The organism is Amycolatopsis sp. NPDC057786 (genome assembly GCF_042797905.1).
Taxonomy (GTDB): Bacteria; Actinomycetota; Actinomycetes; order Mycobacteriales; family Pseudonocardiaceae; genus Amycolatopsis.
This window is the reverse complement of record NZ_JBHVKW010000062.1, coordinates 1-16,573: the sequence shown is the minus strand read 5'-3', so window position 1 is coordinate 16,573 and position 16,573 is coordinate 1. Positions and strand designations below refer to the sequence as shown.

The window sequence follows — 16,573 nt, the reverse complement described above, 5'->3', positions numbered from 1 at the left end:
TCCTGGTCGCTTCCCTCGATGTGTCCGGCGCGGTTGAGCAACTCGCGGTCGTCGAGCGGCTGGCGACCAGGTGGCGAGACGAGGCTTGGTCCTCGGCACGGACGGCACGAGTGTGCTGGTCTACGCGCAAAGTTCCGCCCCGCGGCCCAGCGCCGGGATTCCCGGCCTCGAGCACTTCGGCACGAAAACGGTCGCGTATCGGGTCTATCGTCCGGAATGGACGGACCCGAGCGGCAACGTCGGTTCGTCGACGCGCTCGACTACACCGAGTGGACCTCGCAAGAAGCCCACAGCGAGGCCGCGGCCAGCGGCTCCCACGACCTCTTCGCCACTCGGTTGCCGGCGCTACCACCTCCGCCACAGCCGGTCGGCTACCGGATAACGCCGTCTCGTTGTGACGGCAGGGTGTAGGCGAGCGTGGCCACGACGACCATGAGCGCCGCGATCACCGCGAACGCGCGGCCGTAGGCGGCCGAAAGCGCCTCAGGAGTAGAGGCGTGACCGCTCGCGACGGCGACCAGTACCGCCAGACCGAGCGCGCCGCCGACCTGCTTGGTGGTGTTCATCAGGCCCGAGGCGGCACCGGCGTCCGCGGTGTCGACCCCGGAGGTGACGGAGGCGGTGAGCGGCGTGTTGAGCAGCCCACCGCCGATCGAGAACGCGACCGCCGGGCCCAGGATCCCGGCAAGATATCCACTCTCCGGCGTCAGGAACCCCTGCCAGAAGAACCCTGCCGCCGCGAGGAGAGCGCCGATCGCGATCAGAGTCCGGCTGTCGACGTGCCGCATCAGCCAGGGGGTGACGCGGGCGGCGACCAGGATGGTGATGACGGTGTGCGGCAGGAACGCGAGGCCGGTCAGCAGCGGGCTGTAGTGCAGGACGTTCTGCATGGAGAGGGTCAGGAAGAACCACATCGGGTTCAGGCAGGCCCCGGCCAGCAGCATCATCACGTTGCCGAGGCTGATCGCCCGTGCCCGGAACAGGCGCAACGGAATGACCGGTACAGCGGCAAAACGCGCCTCGACCACGACGAATCCCGCCAACGCCACGATCCCTGCGAGCAGGCTCACCACCGTCACCGGCGCAGTCCAGCCCGAGTCATGAGACTTCGTGACGCCGTAGGCGAACGCGGTCAGGCCGAGCGTCGCCAGGACCGCGCCCGCCACGTCGAGCCGTCGTCTCGCCGCCGGACCGTCGTCCGCGGCGAGGTACCGCAGGGCGAACATGGCGGCTACGGCGCCGATCGGGACGTTGATCAGCAGGATCGATCGCCAGGAGAGGTATTCGGTGAGCACCCCGCCGAGGAGGTTCCCCGCGGTACCTCCCGCGACTCCCACCGCGGTCCACAGCGCCAGCGCACGAGTACGCCCAGGGCCTTCGGGAAAGGTGGCGGTGAGCACCGTCAGCGTGGCCGGCGCAAGGATGGCGGCCCCCACGCCTTGCCCCGCGCGTGCGGCGATCAGCGGCCCCGCGGTGTCCGCCAGGCCGCCCACCAGGCTCGCGCCGGAGAACAACGCGAGCCCGACCAGGAAGACCCGTCTGCGGCCAAAGAGGTCCGCCAGCCGCCCACCGAGCAGAAGAAGCCCGGCGAACGTCAGCGCGTAGGCGTTGACCACCCACTGCTGACCCACGTCACCGAAACCGAGCGACCGCTGGATCGACGGCAGGGCGACGTTCACCACCGAGATGTCGAGCACGACCATGAACTGCGCCGCGCACACCAGCGCGAGAACCACTTGCGACCCAGTGGTCTTCGATGACGGACCACCGCGGTCGGTGTCGCGGAAACCCACCGGACCTCCCAAGCGCGTTCGTGATACAGCCGTATCATATACGCTTGTATCATAACCATCGAGAGCACGGAGGCCAGTGGTGCCGAGGACGGTCGATCATGAGGAACGGCGTGCTCAGATCGCGGAGGCGCTGGTCCGGGTCGCCGCGAGAGAAGGGCTGCACGCCGTCACGATGCGGGCGGTGGCCGCCGAATCGGGAGTGTCGCTGCGGCTCATCCAGTACTACTTCGACACCAAAGAGCAGCTGCTGCTGGGTGCGTTGCGGCACCTCGAACGACGGAGCCGTCAGCGGTGGGCGGCACGGCTGGCCGGATTACCGGATCCGGTGCCACCGCGGGACTTCGTCGAAGCGTTCCTCGCCGAAGCGCTGCCGTCGGACGACGAGAGCCGCGTCTTCCATCTGGTCGGCGCCTCGTACGCGGTGCTCGCGATGACCGATCCCCAGCTCAGCGCCGAACCGTTCGCCTCCAGCGTGGACGAACTCCACCAGCAGCTCGCCGACGCGCTGCGGCGAGCACAGGACAGCGGTCAGCTAGCCCCGGGCGTGGACGTGTCACTGGAGGCGGCCCGCTTGGTGACGCTCAGCCATGGCCTGGGCACCAGCGTCCTGATCGGACAACAGGATGTGGACGGCGCGACCGCGGTGTCGCGCTATCACGTGGACACACTGTTTCTGCAGAGGCGGACACCGCGCGAAAGGACAGTGCTGACCCGTCCCCCGTGAGAGCTACCCGGATCGTCCGCTCGCAGGTGATTCGCCGGCGCCGGCGCGCTTCTAGCGTTTCCAGTGTGTCGCCCAACCGTGCGGCCGGGGTTCTTCTGGAGAGGTCACCATGCACACGAACTCGATCGCACCTACGGATCACCAGCCGGGGCGAGCGGGTCGCATTCTGCGGTTCCCGCTCGTCTGGATGCTGGTCGGAATAGTCGGTGTCGGCGCGGTGTCGGCGCTGTCCTCGGGTGGGTCGCCGGTGCTGGCGGTCGTGGGCGCGATCGCCGCGGTCGCCGTCTACTGGGCGGTGATGCGCTACGTCGCGCGGCGGAACACGCCGGAGATCGCGAGGGCACGGGCCGGGATCCTGGCGTTGCTCGGCATCGGGCTCGGCTTCGCGTTCATCGCCGTGTCGATGCTCATGGTGATGACCGAGTTCTCGTTCACCTGGGCGTCCGGTAGCGCCGTGGCGACCGTCGCGAGCATCGCGGCGGTGCAACTCGGTGCGGCGGTGACCGAGGAGCTGCTCTTCCGCGGCCTGTTGCTGCAGGGGCTGGAACGGCTGGGAGGCAGCTGGTTCGCGTTGACGAGCACGGCGGTGCTGTTCGGTGCCATCCACCTGGCCAACCCCGGCGCCTCGTTGTGGACCGGCTTCGCCATCGCCGTTGAAGCCGGTGTCCTGTTGGGCGCCACTTTCCTGTGGCTGCGCAGTATCTGGGCGGCCGTGGGCCTGCACTTCGCCTGGAACACCACCGTCGGGCTGCTCGGCCTCCCGGTCTCGGGTCACGCGTCGCCGGGTCTGCTGATCGCCGAGCCGACGGGCCCGGAGCTGGTGACCGGGGGCCAGTTCGGCATCGAGGGGTCGATCGTCCCCGTCGTCGTGAGCCTGCTGCTCGCCGTGCCCATGCTCATCGCCGCTCACAAGCGCGGCAACATCGTGCCCATGCGGCGGCGCTAAGCTCGCCGGATGCTTGCCAGCGCGGCATCCCGGCTCAGCACCGCACTCAGCGGGTGGCGAGAGCTCCCCTCGTCCATAAAAGACAGTGTGCTGGCGGCGGTGGTGACCGTGCTGGCCTTCGCGCCGACCGTCGCCCACATCGGCCCGGAGATCGGCGATCTCCCCCGGCGCGACACGGGCGGTATCGACGCGGTGGCCGGTGCGGCGCTGACGCTGGCGATGTGCCTGCCGCTCGCGGTACGCAGCCGCCTGCCAGCCGTATGCCTGTCGGTCATCGGTACCGCGTTCGCGATCGGTCAGGTGCTGAGCTATCCGGACACGTTCGGCAAGGTGGGGATTCTCCTCGCGTTGTACGCCGCCGGGGCGCATCTGGCGCGGTTCCGCCGGGGGCTCGCCGCGGCGCTGACCGCGGGCTACGCGGTGCTCACCGTGGCACTGCACAACCTTGGCTCACCGCAACGGTTTCCGGATTTTCTCGCGTTCTATCTCGTCTTGGTGGTGATCTGGCTGGCCGGCACCGGCATGCGTCGATGGCGCGCGGAAGAGGCCGAGCGGAGACGGCTGACGGCCGAGGTGGCCGCGGCCGCCGAGCGGGCTCGTATCGCCAGGGACCTGCACGACGTGGTCACCCATCACGTGACCGCGATGGTGGTTCAGGCCGACGCGGCGCAGTTCCTGCTCGACTCCGCGCCGGAACGAACCGGGACGGGCCTGCGCGCCATCAGCGACACCGGACGCCGGGCGTTGACCGAGCTGCGGGCCCTGCTCGGCATTCTGGAGGCGACCGGCGAGCCAAGGACCGCGGACCGGACACCGGCCATGGGCAAGGTCGCCGATCTGGTCGAACAGGCCCGGCTGTCGGGTCAGCCAGTCGAATGGACCGAGCAGGGCGAGCACGTGCCGCGGTCCGTCGACGTGGAGCTGACCACCTACCGCGTGGTGCAGGAGGCGCTCACCAACGCGCTCAAGCACGCGACCGGAAACCCGACCAAGGTCCTGGTCCGACACGGCAAAGACCACATCGAAGTCGAAGTGATCACCCTCGGTCCCGCGGTCGGCGACACGGCCACACCATCCGGTGGCCGAGGCCTGACAGGACTGCGGGAACGGGTGCGCATGCTCGGCGGAGAGCTGGTTTCCGGCGCCCTGCCCGGCGACGGCGGCTTCCGTGTCCGGGCCACGATTCCAGGGAGCCCCACATGACCGAGCCGATCCGGGTGCTGATCTGCGAGGACCAGGAACTGGTGCGCACCGGGTATGTCACCATTTTCTCCGCACAGCCCGACATCGAGGTCGTCGGCGAGGCGGCCGACGGCCGCGCGGCGGTGGAGGCCGCGCGCCGGTTGCGTCCCGACGTGATCGTGATGGACATCCGCATGCCCGTCCTGGACGGCATCGAGGCGACCCGACGGCTGACCGGCCCCGGCGTCGAGGCACCGATGAAGGTGCTGGTCGTCACCACGTTCAACGTCGACGAGTACGTGTACGAGGCACTTCGCGCCGGCGCCAGCGGGTTCCTCCTCAAGGACACGCCGCCGGCACAGCTGGTCGACGGCGTCCGCACGATCGCCCGCGGCGAGTCCCTGCTGGCTCCTGCGGTCACCCGAAGCCTGATCGGCCACTTCGCCGAACGGCTCCGCCCCACCGACACCTCCCGGCCGGCGCGAGACACCGTCGTGCGGGCACTGACACCCCGCGAACTCGAAGTGCTCGAACAGCTCGCCGCCGGCCTGTCCAACGCCGAAATCGCCGCGGAACTGGTCATCTCCTCCGAGACGGTGAAGACCTATGTGTCCCGGATCCTCACCAAACTCGACCTACGGGACCGCGTACAGGCAGTCGTCCTCGCCTACCGGATCGGACTGGTATCCACCACGGACTGACCCCCATGCTCACGGAGAACGCGGAGGCCAGTTGTGCGCCTCCCACTCACCGTGGGCGCCGATCCTGATGAACCAGCCGAACGTGGCGGAGGTCAGAAAACCCTCCAGCTCGATCCAGTCGAAGTCGCGCGCCACCAGGAATGTGACGTCCGTTTCGCAGCCGAACCGTTCCGACCAGGGAGGGATCACGAGAACCCGGTTCATTCCATGGGCCGGGAGTTCATCGACAAGATCCATGCACTCACCCGCGTATCCATGAATCGTCTCGGGGTACTCGCGGGATCGACGTTCGACTTCGTTCAGCGCCGCCGCATGTTCCTCGGCTGTCAAGCGCCGACGGAACGGCGGGACCGGCTCACGAGTGGTCACGTCCGCCTCCAGTGCGGAGATGGTGTCTCGGTAAGCGTCCCGCAGGATCTCGGACAGTTCAGGCCGCCATTCCGGGTGTCTCCTCATCTCCTTGGCAAGATCGAGATGCGACAGCGAGCCGGCGAGGGCGATATTCGCGCACTCCGTTATCAGGCTTGTGGCTTCCTCCGGCGTCGAGAAGTCCTCTGCGCGGAAAGCCTCGACCTCGAAAAGCAGATGGCGGCCGAACGACATGGCCACATCGGCGCGCAAGGCGGCGAGAGACCGGTCGCCGCGGCGATCGGACGAAGAGGACCGGCCACTGGTTCTCAGTTCGGCAGCCTCCACCTCCAGCGCACGGCTCCGGGTCAGCCACCGGTGGCGAATCCTGTGGTGCAGGCCGGCGCCCTCGTCCATTTCGGTGCTGTTCCCATCATTACTCGACCAGGCGTTGTCCTGTAAGTCTACGCAAGTGTCCACAAAGGACGCCTTTTGCCGACCGGATGTCCGCTTGATGCGAATGTGTCGTGCTCGTGGGCGGGGTGAACGCCGTCACCCGCTGGAGCATGGCGCCGCACCCATGGATACACGAAGACCGCGCCGGAGCGCCCGTTCGCCGGAGGCGGAGGGCGGTCGTGACAGCCAGAATGGAAAGCTGTCGTGGTGGTGCGACCGAACCTCGCCGCCGAGCGGCTGTGCATGCTCCTGACCGGTTTCAAGGACCGCTCCGGTCTGTCTTACGAAGAACTTGCGGAGCGGGCCTCGTGCAATGAGGGAACGGCCGAGGACTACCTCACCAAACCCGATCACCCGCGTGGCGAGGGCATCTTCCACCTGCTGCTGACCGCGCTCGGCGTCGCCGACGCCGAACGCGACGAGGTCCTGCGCCTGCATCGGCTCAGCAGGCCCCACAATCCGGATCCGGCGACGTCGGTGTGGGACTTGGAGCAGTTCACCTATGCCGAAGCAGCCGTGCATCCCGCGACCGCCGACCACCGGGAAGTCACCATGTCGCCGCCCGCGTATGTGCCGCGGGATCATGACGCGCCGCTGCGCGCGGACATCGCGGCCGCGGCCCACGGCGAATTGCGGGCGATGATCGTGCTGCGTGGAAAGCCGTCGACAGGAAAGACCCGGTCGCTGTTCGAGGCCGTCCACGCTCTCGGGCCGGGGTGGACGGTGATCCGTCCTCGGTCGGCCGCCGCGGTTCGCGGCCTGACCACGTCCGGTCTTCCGCACCGGCGGCGATGCGTGCTGTGGCTCAACGAGCTGCCAACCTTCCTCGGCCCGAACGGGACCGGGCTGTCTCAGGCTGTGCTGAGCGACCTCTTCGCCGCCACCGGCGATCGCGACGGCGGGGAGGGCCGAGGCCCGCACTCGCTCGTGGTGGTGGCGACGTCGTGGCCGGAGAAGTTCCGTGGTGGCGCCGTGTTCGGCGCACATCTGAGCGACAACCGTGATCTGCTCTTCTCCCCCAACCGGTGGGTGCGCTGGCACGACATTCCCGACGACTTCTCAGCGCGCGAACGCGACAACGCCCGCGTCATCGCCGCCCGCACCGGTGATGACCGCCTCGAAGCGGCCCTCGCCGCTCGCGACCACCTCGGGTTCGTCCAAACCCTCGGGGGCCACGAACTCGTCCAGCACTACGTCACGGCACCTGGTCCGATGGAGCGGCTGCTGCTCGACGCCGCCGGTGACGCGCGTCGTCTCGGCCACACCGGCCCCCTGTCCGCCTCCTTGCTACGCGCGATCGCCACCGCGCTCTGGCAGCAGGAGCGCGGTCAGGCCAGCCCTCCCCAGGACTGGTTCGACGCCGCGATCGCCCACGCCACCCAAGGCGGCCAAGCGCTCATACCCCTCGATCACGCCGATCCTGGCGACACCGAACCTGAGCCTGTCACCTATGAACTGGCCGATTACCTCGAACAGCACCTCAGCCACACCCGCCGCGCCCATCCGGTCACCGACGCCGTCTGGAACGCGTTACGTCAGCACACCAAGTCCAGTGCCGATCTCCGCGCCCTCGCCAAAGCCGCACTAGCTCGGGGCCGCTTCCGGCACGGCGAGGCCCTTTACCGCACCGCGGGCACCGACGCGGCGGGCGAGCTCGCCGGCTGGCTCGGAGGGCGGCCCGGACGTGAACAGGAAGCGGAGCAGGCCTACCGGGACGCCATCGCCACCGGCGGCTTCGGAGCCTTTCAGACCTTTACGGGCCTGCTGGAGGCACAGCCTGGCCGCGAAGAGGAGACCGAGCAGGTCTACCAGGACGCCATCACCGAAGGAAGCGTCGATGCGATTCTCGAGTTCGCCGGCCGGCTCGCGGAACAACCCGGCCGCGAACAAGAGACCGAGCAGGCCTACCGGGACGCCATCGCCGCAGGCGACGTCGGAGCGATCGACGCGTTCACCGAGTGGCTCGCGGACCAGCCAGGCCACGAGGAAAAGGCCGAGCAGGTGTACTGGGACGCCGTAGCCACCGGCCACCCCTACGCGTACCTCGCGTTGGCCGATTGGCTCGCCGAACAACCCGGCCGCGAACAAGAACTCGAGCGGGTCTATCGGGAGGCCATCGCCGCAGGAAGCGTCGACGCGATTCTCGAGTTCGCCGGCTGGCTCGCGGAACAACCCGGCCGCGAAGAAGAGACCGAGCGGATGTACCGGGACGCCATCACCGCGGGCGAGTTCGGAGCACTCGGCAAGTTCACCGGCTGGCTGGCGACACAGCCTGGCCGTGACCGCGACGCCGAGCGGCTCGCGGCCTTCGGCCTGGATTCCGAACGCCTGCCGCGACCCGAAGGCCCGGCGTCGGCCTGATGAGGATCCCGCGAGCGGAGTACCGGCTGCCCGGCCACCGGACGTGACGCACGTAGCGGTGACCGGGCAGCGCCCCCTCAACCGGACAGCCGCCCGCCGATGACGGCCGCCCGGACCCGGTCGGCGGCCCGGCCCGGCAACGTCCGGTCCGCCGTGATCGGGGTGATCGAAACCTCGCCGCGGCGGATCGCCTCGGTGTCGGAGTCGCGTTTGGCCTCCGGTAGGCAATACCGCTCGCCAGGGCAGAGACCGAGGCTCAGGGTGAACGTGTCGCCGTCCACCGGGGTGTAGGTGGACACGGCCAGCGGGCCGGTGCCCACGCTGGTCCACGCGACCCGGCCTGCCCGGCCACGCGCGGCGTCGGGGTAGTTCACGTTCAACGCGAACCGCGGCGACAGCAGATCCTGCTGCCGCAGCCGGACTAGCAAACCGGCGCCGAAGTCGGCCGCGGCCTCGTAGGTCTTCCGTCCGACGACGAAATCCTCGCCGATCATCCCACTGAAGGCCACCGCCGGGACTTCGCTGTCGAGTGCGGCGATCGCCGCGCCGACGGTGCCGGAGTCGTTGACCGACGAGCTGACGTTCGGGCCCGAGTTGATCCCGGTCACCACCACGTCGGGTTCAGCGGTCCAGCCTGCCAGGTGACCGAGGCCGCCCCTCAGCGCGAACTTCACCGTGTCGGCCGGGGTAGCCGACGGTGACGCCGGCGTGCACGGCGACGCACCCCGGCACAGGCCGAACACCGCTCCCCCGCTGGGCGCGGCCGAGCAGTCACGCTGATAGCCGGCGGGCAGCGCCGTACGTCGCTGCGCGGAGACGGTGCCGCCGGTGGTCACCGCTCCGCTCGCGCCGCTCATGTAGGCCCACGGCGCGACCACGACCACGTCCGCCCCCGCGGCGCAAAGCCGCTTCCGCAGGTCGTAGAGGCCGATACCGTCGGCACCGTCCGGGCGCGAGGCCTGCATCGAATCGTCGTTGCTGAGCAGGACGCGCATTCCGGCCAGCGGCGCCGACGGTGCGCCGGCCGCGCCCGAGGCGCCGGTGAGCATCGCGGTGGCGGTGGCCGCCAGCAGTGCGCCGGCTTTGAGGACCGAGCGTGTTCTCATGGCAGTTTCCCTTCCGATGTCGGACCGGCTCAAGATCAGGGGGTCACGGTGCGGACGAGCCTGCTGTCCGCCACCGACCGTCCGATGTGGAATTCGAACTCGCCGGGCTCCACCGCCCAGCCGCCGTCCCAGTGGGCGAAGGCCCGCCTGGGTACGGTGATGTCCACTGTGGCCCGTGCCCCGGCGGAGCATTCGACGGTCGCGAACCCGGCGAGCCACCGTCGCGGGCGGTCCACCGCGCTGTCCAGGCGTGCGGCGTAGACCTGCACGACCTCGCGGCCGTCGCGGACGCCCGCGTTGTGGACGGTCACCATGACCCGCACGTCCCCGTCCGCGGTGTCCGGTGCGATCACGCGCGCTTCCTCGTAGGACCATTCGGTATAGCCGAGCCCGTGGCCGAACCAGTAGGCCGGTTCGGCGTCTCCCCGCTGCCAAGCGCGGTAGCCGATGAACACACCCTCGGCGTAGCTCAGCTTCCCGTTCTCCGGTCGCACCTGGGTCACCGGCGCGTCGTCCAGCCGGGCGGGCCAGGTGGTGGGCAACCTGCCGCCGGGTTCGGCGTGGCCGAGCAGCACGTCGGCGAGCGCGGAACCACCTTCCTGGCCGGGGAACCAGCTCAGCAGGACCGCGGCGACCTCGTCGCGCCACGGCATCTCCACCGGAGAACCGGAGTTGACCACCACGACCGTGCGCGGGTTGACCGCGGCGACCCGGTGCACCAGCTCGTCCTGGCGGCCAGGCAGACGCAGGTCGGAACGGTCGAATCCTTCGCTCTCGACTCGCTCCGTGGTGGCCACGACGACGATCGCGGTGTCGGACACCGCGGCCGCGGCCACCGCTTCCTCGATCAGCTCGTCACCGTCGAGCTGCGGTTCACGGTGCACCAGCGCGCAGCTGATGGTCCGGACCGGCGCCCCCGACAGGTCGGGCACGGTGTAGGTCAGACCGACCTCGACGGTCTTGCCCGCGGTCAGCTCCGCCTTCGCGCGCCCGGCCGGTGCGGCGAAGAACGCCTCGAACGGGTCGAGGCCGTCCGCGACCGCGACGCCGTCGAACAGCACTTCGCCGTCGACGGACAGGACGAACTCGCCGAGTCCCTTGGTGCCGAACGAATGCAGCCCGGACTCTCGCGGCGTGAACGTGCCCGTGATCTCGACCGTGCGCAGACGGTCGTGGGTGACGCCGTCGGGCAGGTCGTCACCGAACCACTGCACCATGCCGTTGGGCAGGGTGTCCTCGCCGAGGACCGCGCCGTCAGCGTCCCGGCACACCGCGCGCAACGCGAAACCGGTACCGGCGACACCGAGTTCGTCGGTCGGGTCCGCGCCGATGCGGTAGGTCAGGACGCCCTCGGGCAGCACGGCGCGCAGGCCTTCCAGCGGGGACACCACGTGCTCCGGGAAGACCTGGGCTGATCCGCCACCCAGCACACGGGCGTCCCGCGCCGCCGCGCCGAGCAAGGTGACGGTGCCGTTGCCGGTGGCGTCCAGCGGCAGCACGTCATCCTGGTTGCGCAGGAGCACGAACGCCCGTCCGGCGAGTTCCCTGGTCAGCGCCACCCCGTCGACGGGAGCGGGCACCGCGCCGTCCGCCACCACGGGGGCGACCCGGTCCCAGGCCCCGGTCCGCGCGGCCAGGCGCAGCACCCTGCGCACCGCGTCGTCCACTGTGGACTCGGCCACCTCGCCCGCGCGGACCGCCGCGGCCAGTGCTTCGCCGTAAACCGTGCTCGGTCCGGGCATCGCGACGTCGAGCCCGCCGTCGATGGCGCCGGCGGTGGACCGGGTGGCGAACCAGTCGGAGACGATGGCGCCGTCGAAACCCCACTCTCCCCGCAGGACTCCGTTCTGCAGTTCGTCGTGTTCGGTCATCGTCGGGCCGTTGACCGAGTTGTAGGCCGCCATCACGCCCCACGGCTTCGCCCCGGCGACGATCATCTCGAACGGCGACAGGTACAGCTCGCGAAGCGTGCGCTCGCCCACGACGTTGTCGACGGTGAACCGGTCGGTCTCGGCGTCGTTGGCGACGAAGTGCTTGACGGTGGTGCCGACGCCGCCTTCCTGGACACCGCGCACATACCCGGTGCCGATCGCGCCGGTGAGGTACGGATCCTCGGAGTAGCACTCGAAATGCCTGCCGCCCAACGGTGACCGGTGCAGGTTCACCGTCGGCGCGAGAAGTACGTGCACCCCTTTGCGCCGGGCTTCCTGTGCCAGCAGACGGCCCGCGCGGCGAATCAGTCCGGGATCCCACGTGGCGGCCATCGCGGTCGGGCTCGGCAGCGCGATCGAAGGATCGGCGGCGGTCCACCGCACGCCACGGACCCCGATCGGACCGTCGGACATCACCAGCGACCGCAGGCCGATCTCCGGCAGCGCGGGCAACGACCACATGTCGCGGCCCGCCAGCAGCCTGGTCTTCGTGTCCAGGTCCAGCTCGGGCAACGCGGCGTCGATCGCCGCCTCGATGCCGGCCTCGTGCTCGGTGTGGTGACTGTTCACTGCGACTCCTCTTTCAGTGGAACGGCGGTCAGCGGATTCCCTTGATCCGCCCGACCAGAACGGCGCCGGCGAGCGCCGCGGCGGCGGCGATGCCGAACAACAACGGGTAGTTCCGGCCGTCTCCCGTGGCCAGCACGAACGGCGCGATCATCGGCATCAGCGACTGGGGCAACGCGTTGGCGATGTTGACCACGCCGAGGTCCTTGGCGGTATTGCGCTGATCCGGCAGCACTTGGGTGATCATCGCCATGTCCACCGCGTAGAACAGACCGCCACCGATGCTGAGCACCAATTGGGCCACGGCGATCCACAGCAGGTCCGGCGCGGCGGCCAGCGCGGCGAGGCCGAGCGCCACGATCACGCCCGAGCCGATGACGAACGGTTTGCGCCTGCCGAACCGGTCGGACACCCAGCCGCCGAGCAGGGCCGTCAACGACTGCACCGCGTAGCCCGCCGCGATCATCCCGGCGACGATGCCCGCCGTCGCCGCCGGGTCCAGCCCCATCCGGAACGGGACGTAGTAGGCCAGGTAGGTCATCGGAGCGACGGAACCGAACATGACGAGGAACTTCGTCAGCCAGGCCCAGCCGAAATCCGGCGCCGAGACCGGATTGAACGCCAGACTGCCGAAGAATTCCTTGATGGAGAACGGTTCCGGCGCCGTCTCCGGCCTACGGTCCCGGAGCCGGACGGTGAACCAGCCGACCAGTCCGACGGTCAGTACGGCGGGCAGCAGGAACATCACCCTCGCGTCGGAGCTCAACGCGGCGATTCCCGAGCCTGCCAGTACGGCCGCGGTCACGCTCGTACCAATGGCGCCGGAGGCCGTGCCGCGGGCGTTTTCCGGTACCTGGTCCGGAATCGTCGCCATCAAGGCCGCGTACACGGCGTTGAAGCCGGTCTGCACGACAGCCCAGCCGATCACCAGCGCGGGAACCGAGGGCACGAACGCGATCACCGCCAGGCCGGCGATCCCCACGACGGTCCCGCCGACCAGCCACGGACGCCGCCGCCCGAACCGCGAACGGGTCCGGTCCGACAGCCTGCCCGCCAGTGGGTTCGCGATCAGCGCCAGGATCGCCCCGACCCCGAGCACCAGCCCGAGCGTGGATTCCTTGGCCTGGGGCGCGACCTCGGCGACCCGCAGGGCCAGCGTGACGATGACCGGCGTCATCAAAGCCGCATACAGACCGAAGTTGGCGAGGCCGAGCCGCGGCACGAAGCCGCGAGGCGCGCGAGGTGCCGTCTCCGCCGCCCCTGCCGTGGGGGTGGCCGCGATGACGTCGTCCACAGCCAGGACCTCCTCGTCGAGGTGATGGCGGCACCCGGGTGCCGCTCGATTGGCAGCCATGGTGACCTACAGACCTGATGATCGGTAGGTTTCGTGTCCTGTCTGTTATCTAAGTCGGGCCGACTAAGCTGACCTCGTGCGCGCGACAGAGCAGACCGGGAACGCCGACAACGGACGAGCCGGAAGGCGCGCGGACCGGCGCGGCGAGATCCTCCGGGCGACGATGGCCGTCATCGCCGAACGCGGTTACCGCGGCGCCTCACTGGCCGCCGTCGCCGAGCGGGTCGGCATCACCCAGCAGGGGCTGCTGCATTACTTCCCCACCAAGGAAGATCTGCTCATCGCCCTGCTCGAGGCGCGCGACGAATGGGACACCGGCGGCACGGCCAAGCAGGAAGCAGGTCCATGGCCGCTGGACCTCCTGGCCACCCTCGTGGAGTACAACGCGAGCAGGCCAGGCGTGGTGCAGACCTTTTCCGCGCTGCTCGGCGAGAGCGTGACCGGTGACCATCCCGCACGGGAGTTCTTCGGCCGCCGCTACGCCACGATCCGCGCGTCCCTGACCGAAACCCTGCGCCAGGAATTCGGCGACCGGCTACCCGGCGACCTCCCGCCGGAGGCCGTCGCCCCGCTGGTGATCGCGGTGATGGACGGCATGCAGTTCCAGTGGCTGCTCGATCCCGACGAGGTGGACATGCCCGCCGCGTTCCGGACGCTGATCCGGCTGCTTCGCCAGGCCACCTGAACCGCCTGCTCACATCACGCTCAGAGCGCTAACAGATCACGGATAAATATACAGACCGACCACCCGGTCGGTCGTCATGGTGTGATGCCCGGCATTCGCCGAGGCAGTGGTGCCCGGCATCGCGTTCAGGAGGCGGCCATGGCCCCCACACTGCCTGACCCAGCACCGCACACCGCGACCGTCGCGCCGGACGATGTCCCCGGTACCCGTCCGGATCCCGGTCGGAGACGCGTGCTGATCGGTTCGCTCATGATCGGCAACTTCTCGCTCTTCCTCGCGTATTCGGGTCTGCTGGGAATCCTGCTGCCGAACCAGGTCGCCTCGGTGGACCCCGACGGCAAGGTGTCCAGCCTGGGCATGGTGGTGAGCGTGTCGGCGTTCGCCACCCTGTTCGTCCAGCCCATCGTCGGCGCGCTGTCCGACCGCACCCGCAGCCGGTTCGGCCGCCGCACCCCGTGGATGATGCTCGGCGCGTTGTTCGGCGCGGTGTTCCTGGTGACACTTCCGGTGGCGGGCTCGGTCGCCCTGCTCGCCGTGCTGTGGCTCCTCGTGCAGGTCTCGCTCAACATCGTGCAGGGCCCGATGACGGCGATCCTGGCCGACCGGCTGCCGACCGGGCAGCGCGGCACCGCGTCGGCCTTCGTCGGTGTCGGGAGCATGGTCGGCGCCACCGCGGGGGTGCTGCTGGCCGCCCGGTTCGCCACCGACCTCGGGATCGGCTACACCGTCTTCGCCGCCGTCGTACTCGTCGTCGTGCTGTTGTTCGTCCTGGTCAACCGGGACACGTCCAGCGCGGGACTGCCGCGCCCGGCGTGGTCGTGGTCGGCTTTCCTGAAAGGCTTCTGGGTCAGCCCGCGCAGGCATCCCGACTTCGCCTGGGCCTTCGTGGCGCGGATGTTGTTCGTGCTCGGGTATTGGGCCGTCTACAACTTCCAGCTCTACATCCTGGTCGATCACGTCGGGATCCCGTTGGAGCGGGCGAACGCGGTGACCGGGCAACTGGCGCTGGTGATGCTCGTCGGCACCGTGCTCTCCAGTTTCGTCACCGGGCCGTGGTCGGACCGCATCGGACGCCGCAAACCGTTCGTGATCGCCGCTTCGGTGATCACCGCCGCCGGCCTGGCCTGTCCGCTGATCAGTCCGACCATCGGGGGCATGTTCGCCTTCGCGGCCATCGCCGGGTTCGGCTTCGGCACGTACATGACCTTGGACGTCGCCCTGATGACCCAGGTACTGCCGAGCAACGACGACGCCGCCAAGGACCTCGGCCTGCTCAACGTCGCCACGAACGTCCCTCAGGCCGTGGCGCCGAGCTTCTCCGCGTTCCTGATCACCCTTGCCGGGTACCACATCCTGTTCGCCGTCGCCGGCTTGCTCGTGCTCGTCGGCGCCGCCGCGTTCCTGCCCATCCGATCCGTCCGCTGACCCGAGGAGCACCCCTTGCACACCCTCCCCGCCACCGCCAAGCTGTTCACCGTGTCCACATCGGACGGCAGGCTTTCCGCCGTCCGGTCCACCCCGCCGGGTGGAAGTGACGCCGCCAAAGGAATCGCCGTCCTCGTGCCCGGCTATACCGGGTCCAAAGAGGACTTCGTGCCGATGCTGAGCGGACTCACCGAGGCCGGCTACGACGTGCTCACCTACAGCCAGCTCGGACAGTGGAAGTCCGAAGGCCCGGACAGGGCCGAGGACTACACGGTGGACGCCTTCGCCACCGGCCTGCTGGAGGTCCTCGACGCCACCGCGCCCGGCGAGCGGGTCCACCTGGTGGGGCACAGCTTCGGCGGCCTGGTCACGCGGGCCGCGGTGATCCGGGAACCACACCGGTTCCGCAGTTACACCATCCTGTGCTCGGGGCCGGGCGGCGCCACGGTGACCGGACCGGCCGGTCCCACGCTGGAAGAAGCCATCATCGCGGAAGGGTCGGCGGGCGCCTGGCGGTTCCTGGAGCCGTTCTTCGCGGCCGGGCAGCCGGAGGCGGTGGTGACGTACCTGCGGACCCGGATCCACGAGACCAACCCGGCCAACCTGCTCGGCATCGGCCGGGCCATCGCCGCCGAGCCGGACCGCGTCGAAGAACTGCGCGCCGCCGGGGTCCCGATCCTGGTGGCCCACGGCGAGCACGACGCGGCGTGGCCGCCGGAGGCACAGCGTGACATGGCGACCCGCCTCGGCGCCCGGTACGAGGTCATCGCCGGTGCGGGGCACACGCCGAACGAGGAGAAACCCGAGGTCACGGCGCGTCTGTTCACCGACTTCTGGGCCGAGGCCGGCTAGGTGTCGTACCCGGTGGGTCCTGTTGGCGGTCTCCGCGCCCGGGTGTCGCGAAAGCCACTTTCGGGACATCAGACGTCGCGAACGTGGCTTTCGCGACACGCTCCCGGCTGCACGACCACCTGCGGGACGCCACCGCCGATCC

At 69.6% G+C, this 16,573-nt stretch carries 13 protein-coding genes; 8 read left to right on the top strand and 5 right to left on the bottom strand.

The window, feature by feature from the left end:
• Positions 1-371 precede the first annotated feature (371 nt).
• Positions 372-1,793 (bottom strand): MFS transporter, encoded by a 1,422-nt coding sequence (locus ACFVM3_RS27035; RefSeq protein ID WP_378442787.1) that lies wholly within the window; start codon positions 1,791-1,793, stop codon positions 372-374.
• Positions 1,794-1,872: 79 nt separating this feature from the next.
• Here ACFVM3_RS27035 and ACFVM3_RS27030 point away from each other — a divergent pair, with 79 nt between their 5' ends.
• From ACFVM3_RS27030 to ACFVM3_RS27015, 4 genes are all read left to right on the top strand, one after another.
• A complete protein-coding gene (locus ACFVM3_RS27030; RefSeq protein ID WP_378442786.1) occupies positions 1,873-2,517 on the top strand; it encodes a TetR/AcrR family transcriptional regulator in 645 nt (214 codons plus the stop codon).
• Positions 2,518-2,704: 187 nt separating this feature from the next.
• Positions 2,705-3,463 (top strand): CPBP family intramembrane glutamic endopeptidase, encoded by a 759-nt coding sequence (locus tag ACFVM3_RS27025; protein WP_378442785.1) that lies wholly within the window; start codon positions 2,705-2,707, stop codon positions 3,461-3,463.
• Positions 3,464-3,472: 9 nt separating this feature from the next.
• On the top strand, positions 3,473-4,666 hold the full coding sequence (locus ACFVM3_RS27020; RefSeq protein WP_378442784.1) for a sensor histidine kinase: 1,194 nt from the start codon (positions 3,473-3,475) through the stop codon (positions 4,664-4,666).
• On the top strand, positions 4,663-5,346 hold the full coding sequence (locus ACFVM3_RS27015) for a response regulator (RefSeq protein ID WP_378442783.1): 684 nt from the start codon (positions 4,663-4,665) through the stop codon (positions 5,344-5,346). Before ACFVM3_RS27020 ends, ACFVM3_RS27015 begins: the two co-directional genes overlap by 4 nt.
• 9 nt (positions 5,347-5,355) lie before the next feature.
• Here the strand turns inward: ACFVM3_RS27015 and ACFVM3_RS27010 are convergent, their stop codons facing one another.
• Positions 5,356-6,111, bottom strand: a complete 756-nt coding sequence (locus ACFVM3_RS27010) for a hypothetical protein (RefSeq protein WP_378442782.1) — start codon at positions 6,109-6,111, stop codon at positions 5,356-5,358.
• A gap of 243 nt (positions 6,112-6,354) precedes the next feature.
• On the opposite strand from ACFVM3_RS27010, the gene ACFVM3_RS27005 reads away from it, so the two are divergent.
• A complete protein-coding gene (locus tag ACFVM3_RS27005) occupies positions 6,355-8,511 on the top strand; it encodes a hypothetical protein (RefSeq protein WP_378442781.1) in 2,157 nt (718 codons plus the stop codon).
• Positions 8,512-8,588: 77 nt separating this feature from the next.
• Here the strand turns inward: ACFVM3_RS27005 and ACFVM3_RS27000 are convergent, their stop codons facing one another.
• From ACFVM3_RS27000 to ACFVM3_RS26990, 3 genes are read right to left on the bottom strand one after another with little or no spacing between them, the layout of a single operon-like run.
• Positions 8,589-9,617, bottom strand: coding sequence for a 5'/3'-nucleotidase SurE (locus tag ACFVM3_RS27000; RefSeq protein WP_378442780.1), 1,029 nt, complete (start codon positions 9,615-9,617; stop codon positions 8,589-8,591).
• Between the two features lie 35 nt (positions 9,618-9,652).
• Positions 9,653-12,118 (bottom strand): glycoside hydrolase family 3 protein, encoded by a 2,466-nt coding sequence (locus ACFVM3_RS26995; RefSeq protein ID WP_378442779.1) that lies wholly within the window; start codon positions 12,116-12,118, stop codon positions 9,653-9,655.
• A 28-nt stretch (positions 12,119-12,146) separates the two neighbouring features.
• Positions 12,147-13,469: an MFS transporter gene (locus ACFVM3_RS26990; RefSeq protein ID WP_378442778.1), complete on the bottom strand. Its 1,323-nt coding sequence runs from the start codon at positions 13,467-13,469 to the stop codon at positions 12,147-12,149.
• A 76-nt stretch (positions 13,470-13,545) separates the two neighbouring features.
• Between ACFVM3_RS26990 and ACFVM3_RS26985 the strand changes: the two genes are divergently transcribed.
• The 3 genes from ACFVM3_RS26985 (at position 13,546) to ACFVM3_RS26975 (ending at position 16,431) form a co-directional block, all read left to right on the top strand.
• Positions 13,546-14,154 (top strand): TetR/AcrR family transcriptional regulator, encoded by a 609-nt coding sequence (locus ACFVM3_RS26985; protein WP_378442777.1) that lies wholly within the window; start codon positions 13,546-13,548, stop codon positions 14,152-14,154.
• A 138-nt stretch (positions 14,155-14,292) separates the two neighbouring features.
• Complete coding sequence (locus ACFVM3_RS26980) at positions 14,293-15,579, top strand: MFS transporter (RefSeq protein WP_378442776.1); 1,287 nt, start codon at positions 14,293-14,295, stop codon at positions 15,577-15,579.
• Between the two features lie 15 nt (positions 15,580-15,594).
• Complete coding sequence (locus ACFVM3_RS26975; RefSeq protein WP_378442775.1) at positions 15,595-16,431, top strand: alpha/beta fold hydrolase; 837 nt, start codon at positions 15,595-15,597, stop codon at positions 16,429-16,431.
• The last annotated feature ends 142 nt before the right edge of the window (positions 16,432-16,573 follow it).

Coding starts and splice junctions, on each gene's coding strand:
- ACFVM3_RS26990 (WP_378442778.1), bottom strand. CDS start 13,469: ATGGCTGCCAATCGAGCGGCACCCGGGTGCCGCCATCACCTCGACGAG.
- ACFVM3_RS26980 (WP_378442776.1), top strand. CDS start 14,293: ATGGCCCCCACACTGCCTGACCCAGCACCGCACACCGCGACCGTCGCG.
- ACFVM3_RS27025 (WP_378442785.1), top strand. CDS start 2,705: ATGCTGGTCGGAATAGTCGGTGTCGGCGCGGTGTCGGCGCTGTCCTCG.
- ACFVM3_RS27020 (WP_378442784.1), top strand. CDS start 3,473: ATGCTTGCCAGCGCGGCATCCCGGCTCAGCACCGCACTCAGCGGGTGG.
- ACFVM3_RS27015 (WP_378442783.1), top strand. CDS start 4,663: ATGACCGAGCCGATCCGGGTGCTGATCTGCGAGGACCAGGAACTGGTG.
- ACFVM3_RS27000 (WP_378442780.1), bottom strand. CDS start 9,617: ATGAGAACACGCTCGGTCCTCAAAGCCGGCGCACTGCTGGCGGCCACC.
- ACFVM3_RS27010 (WP_378442782.1), bottom strand. CDS start 6,111: ATGGACGAGGGCGCCGGCCTGCACCACAGGATTCGCCACCGGTGGCTG.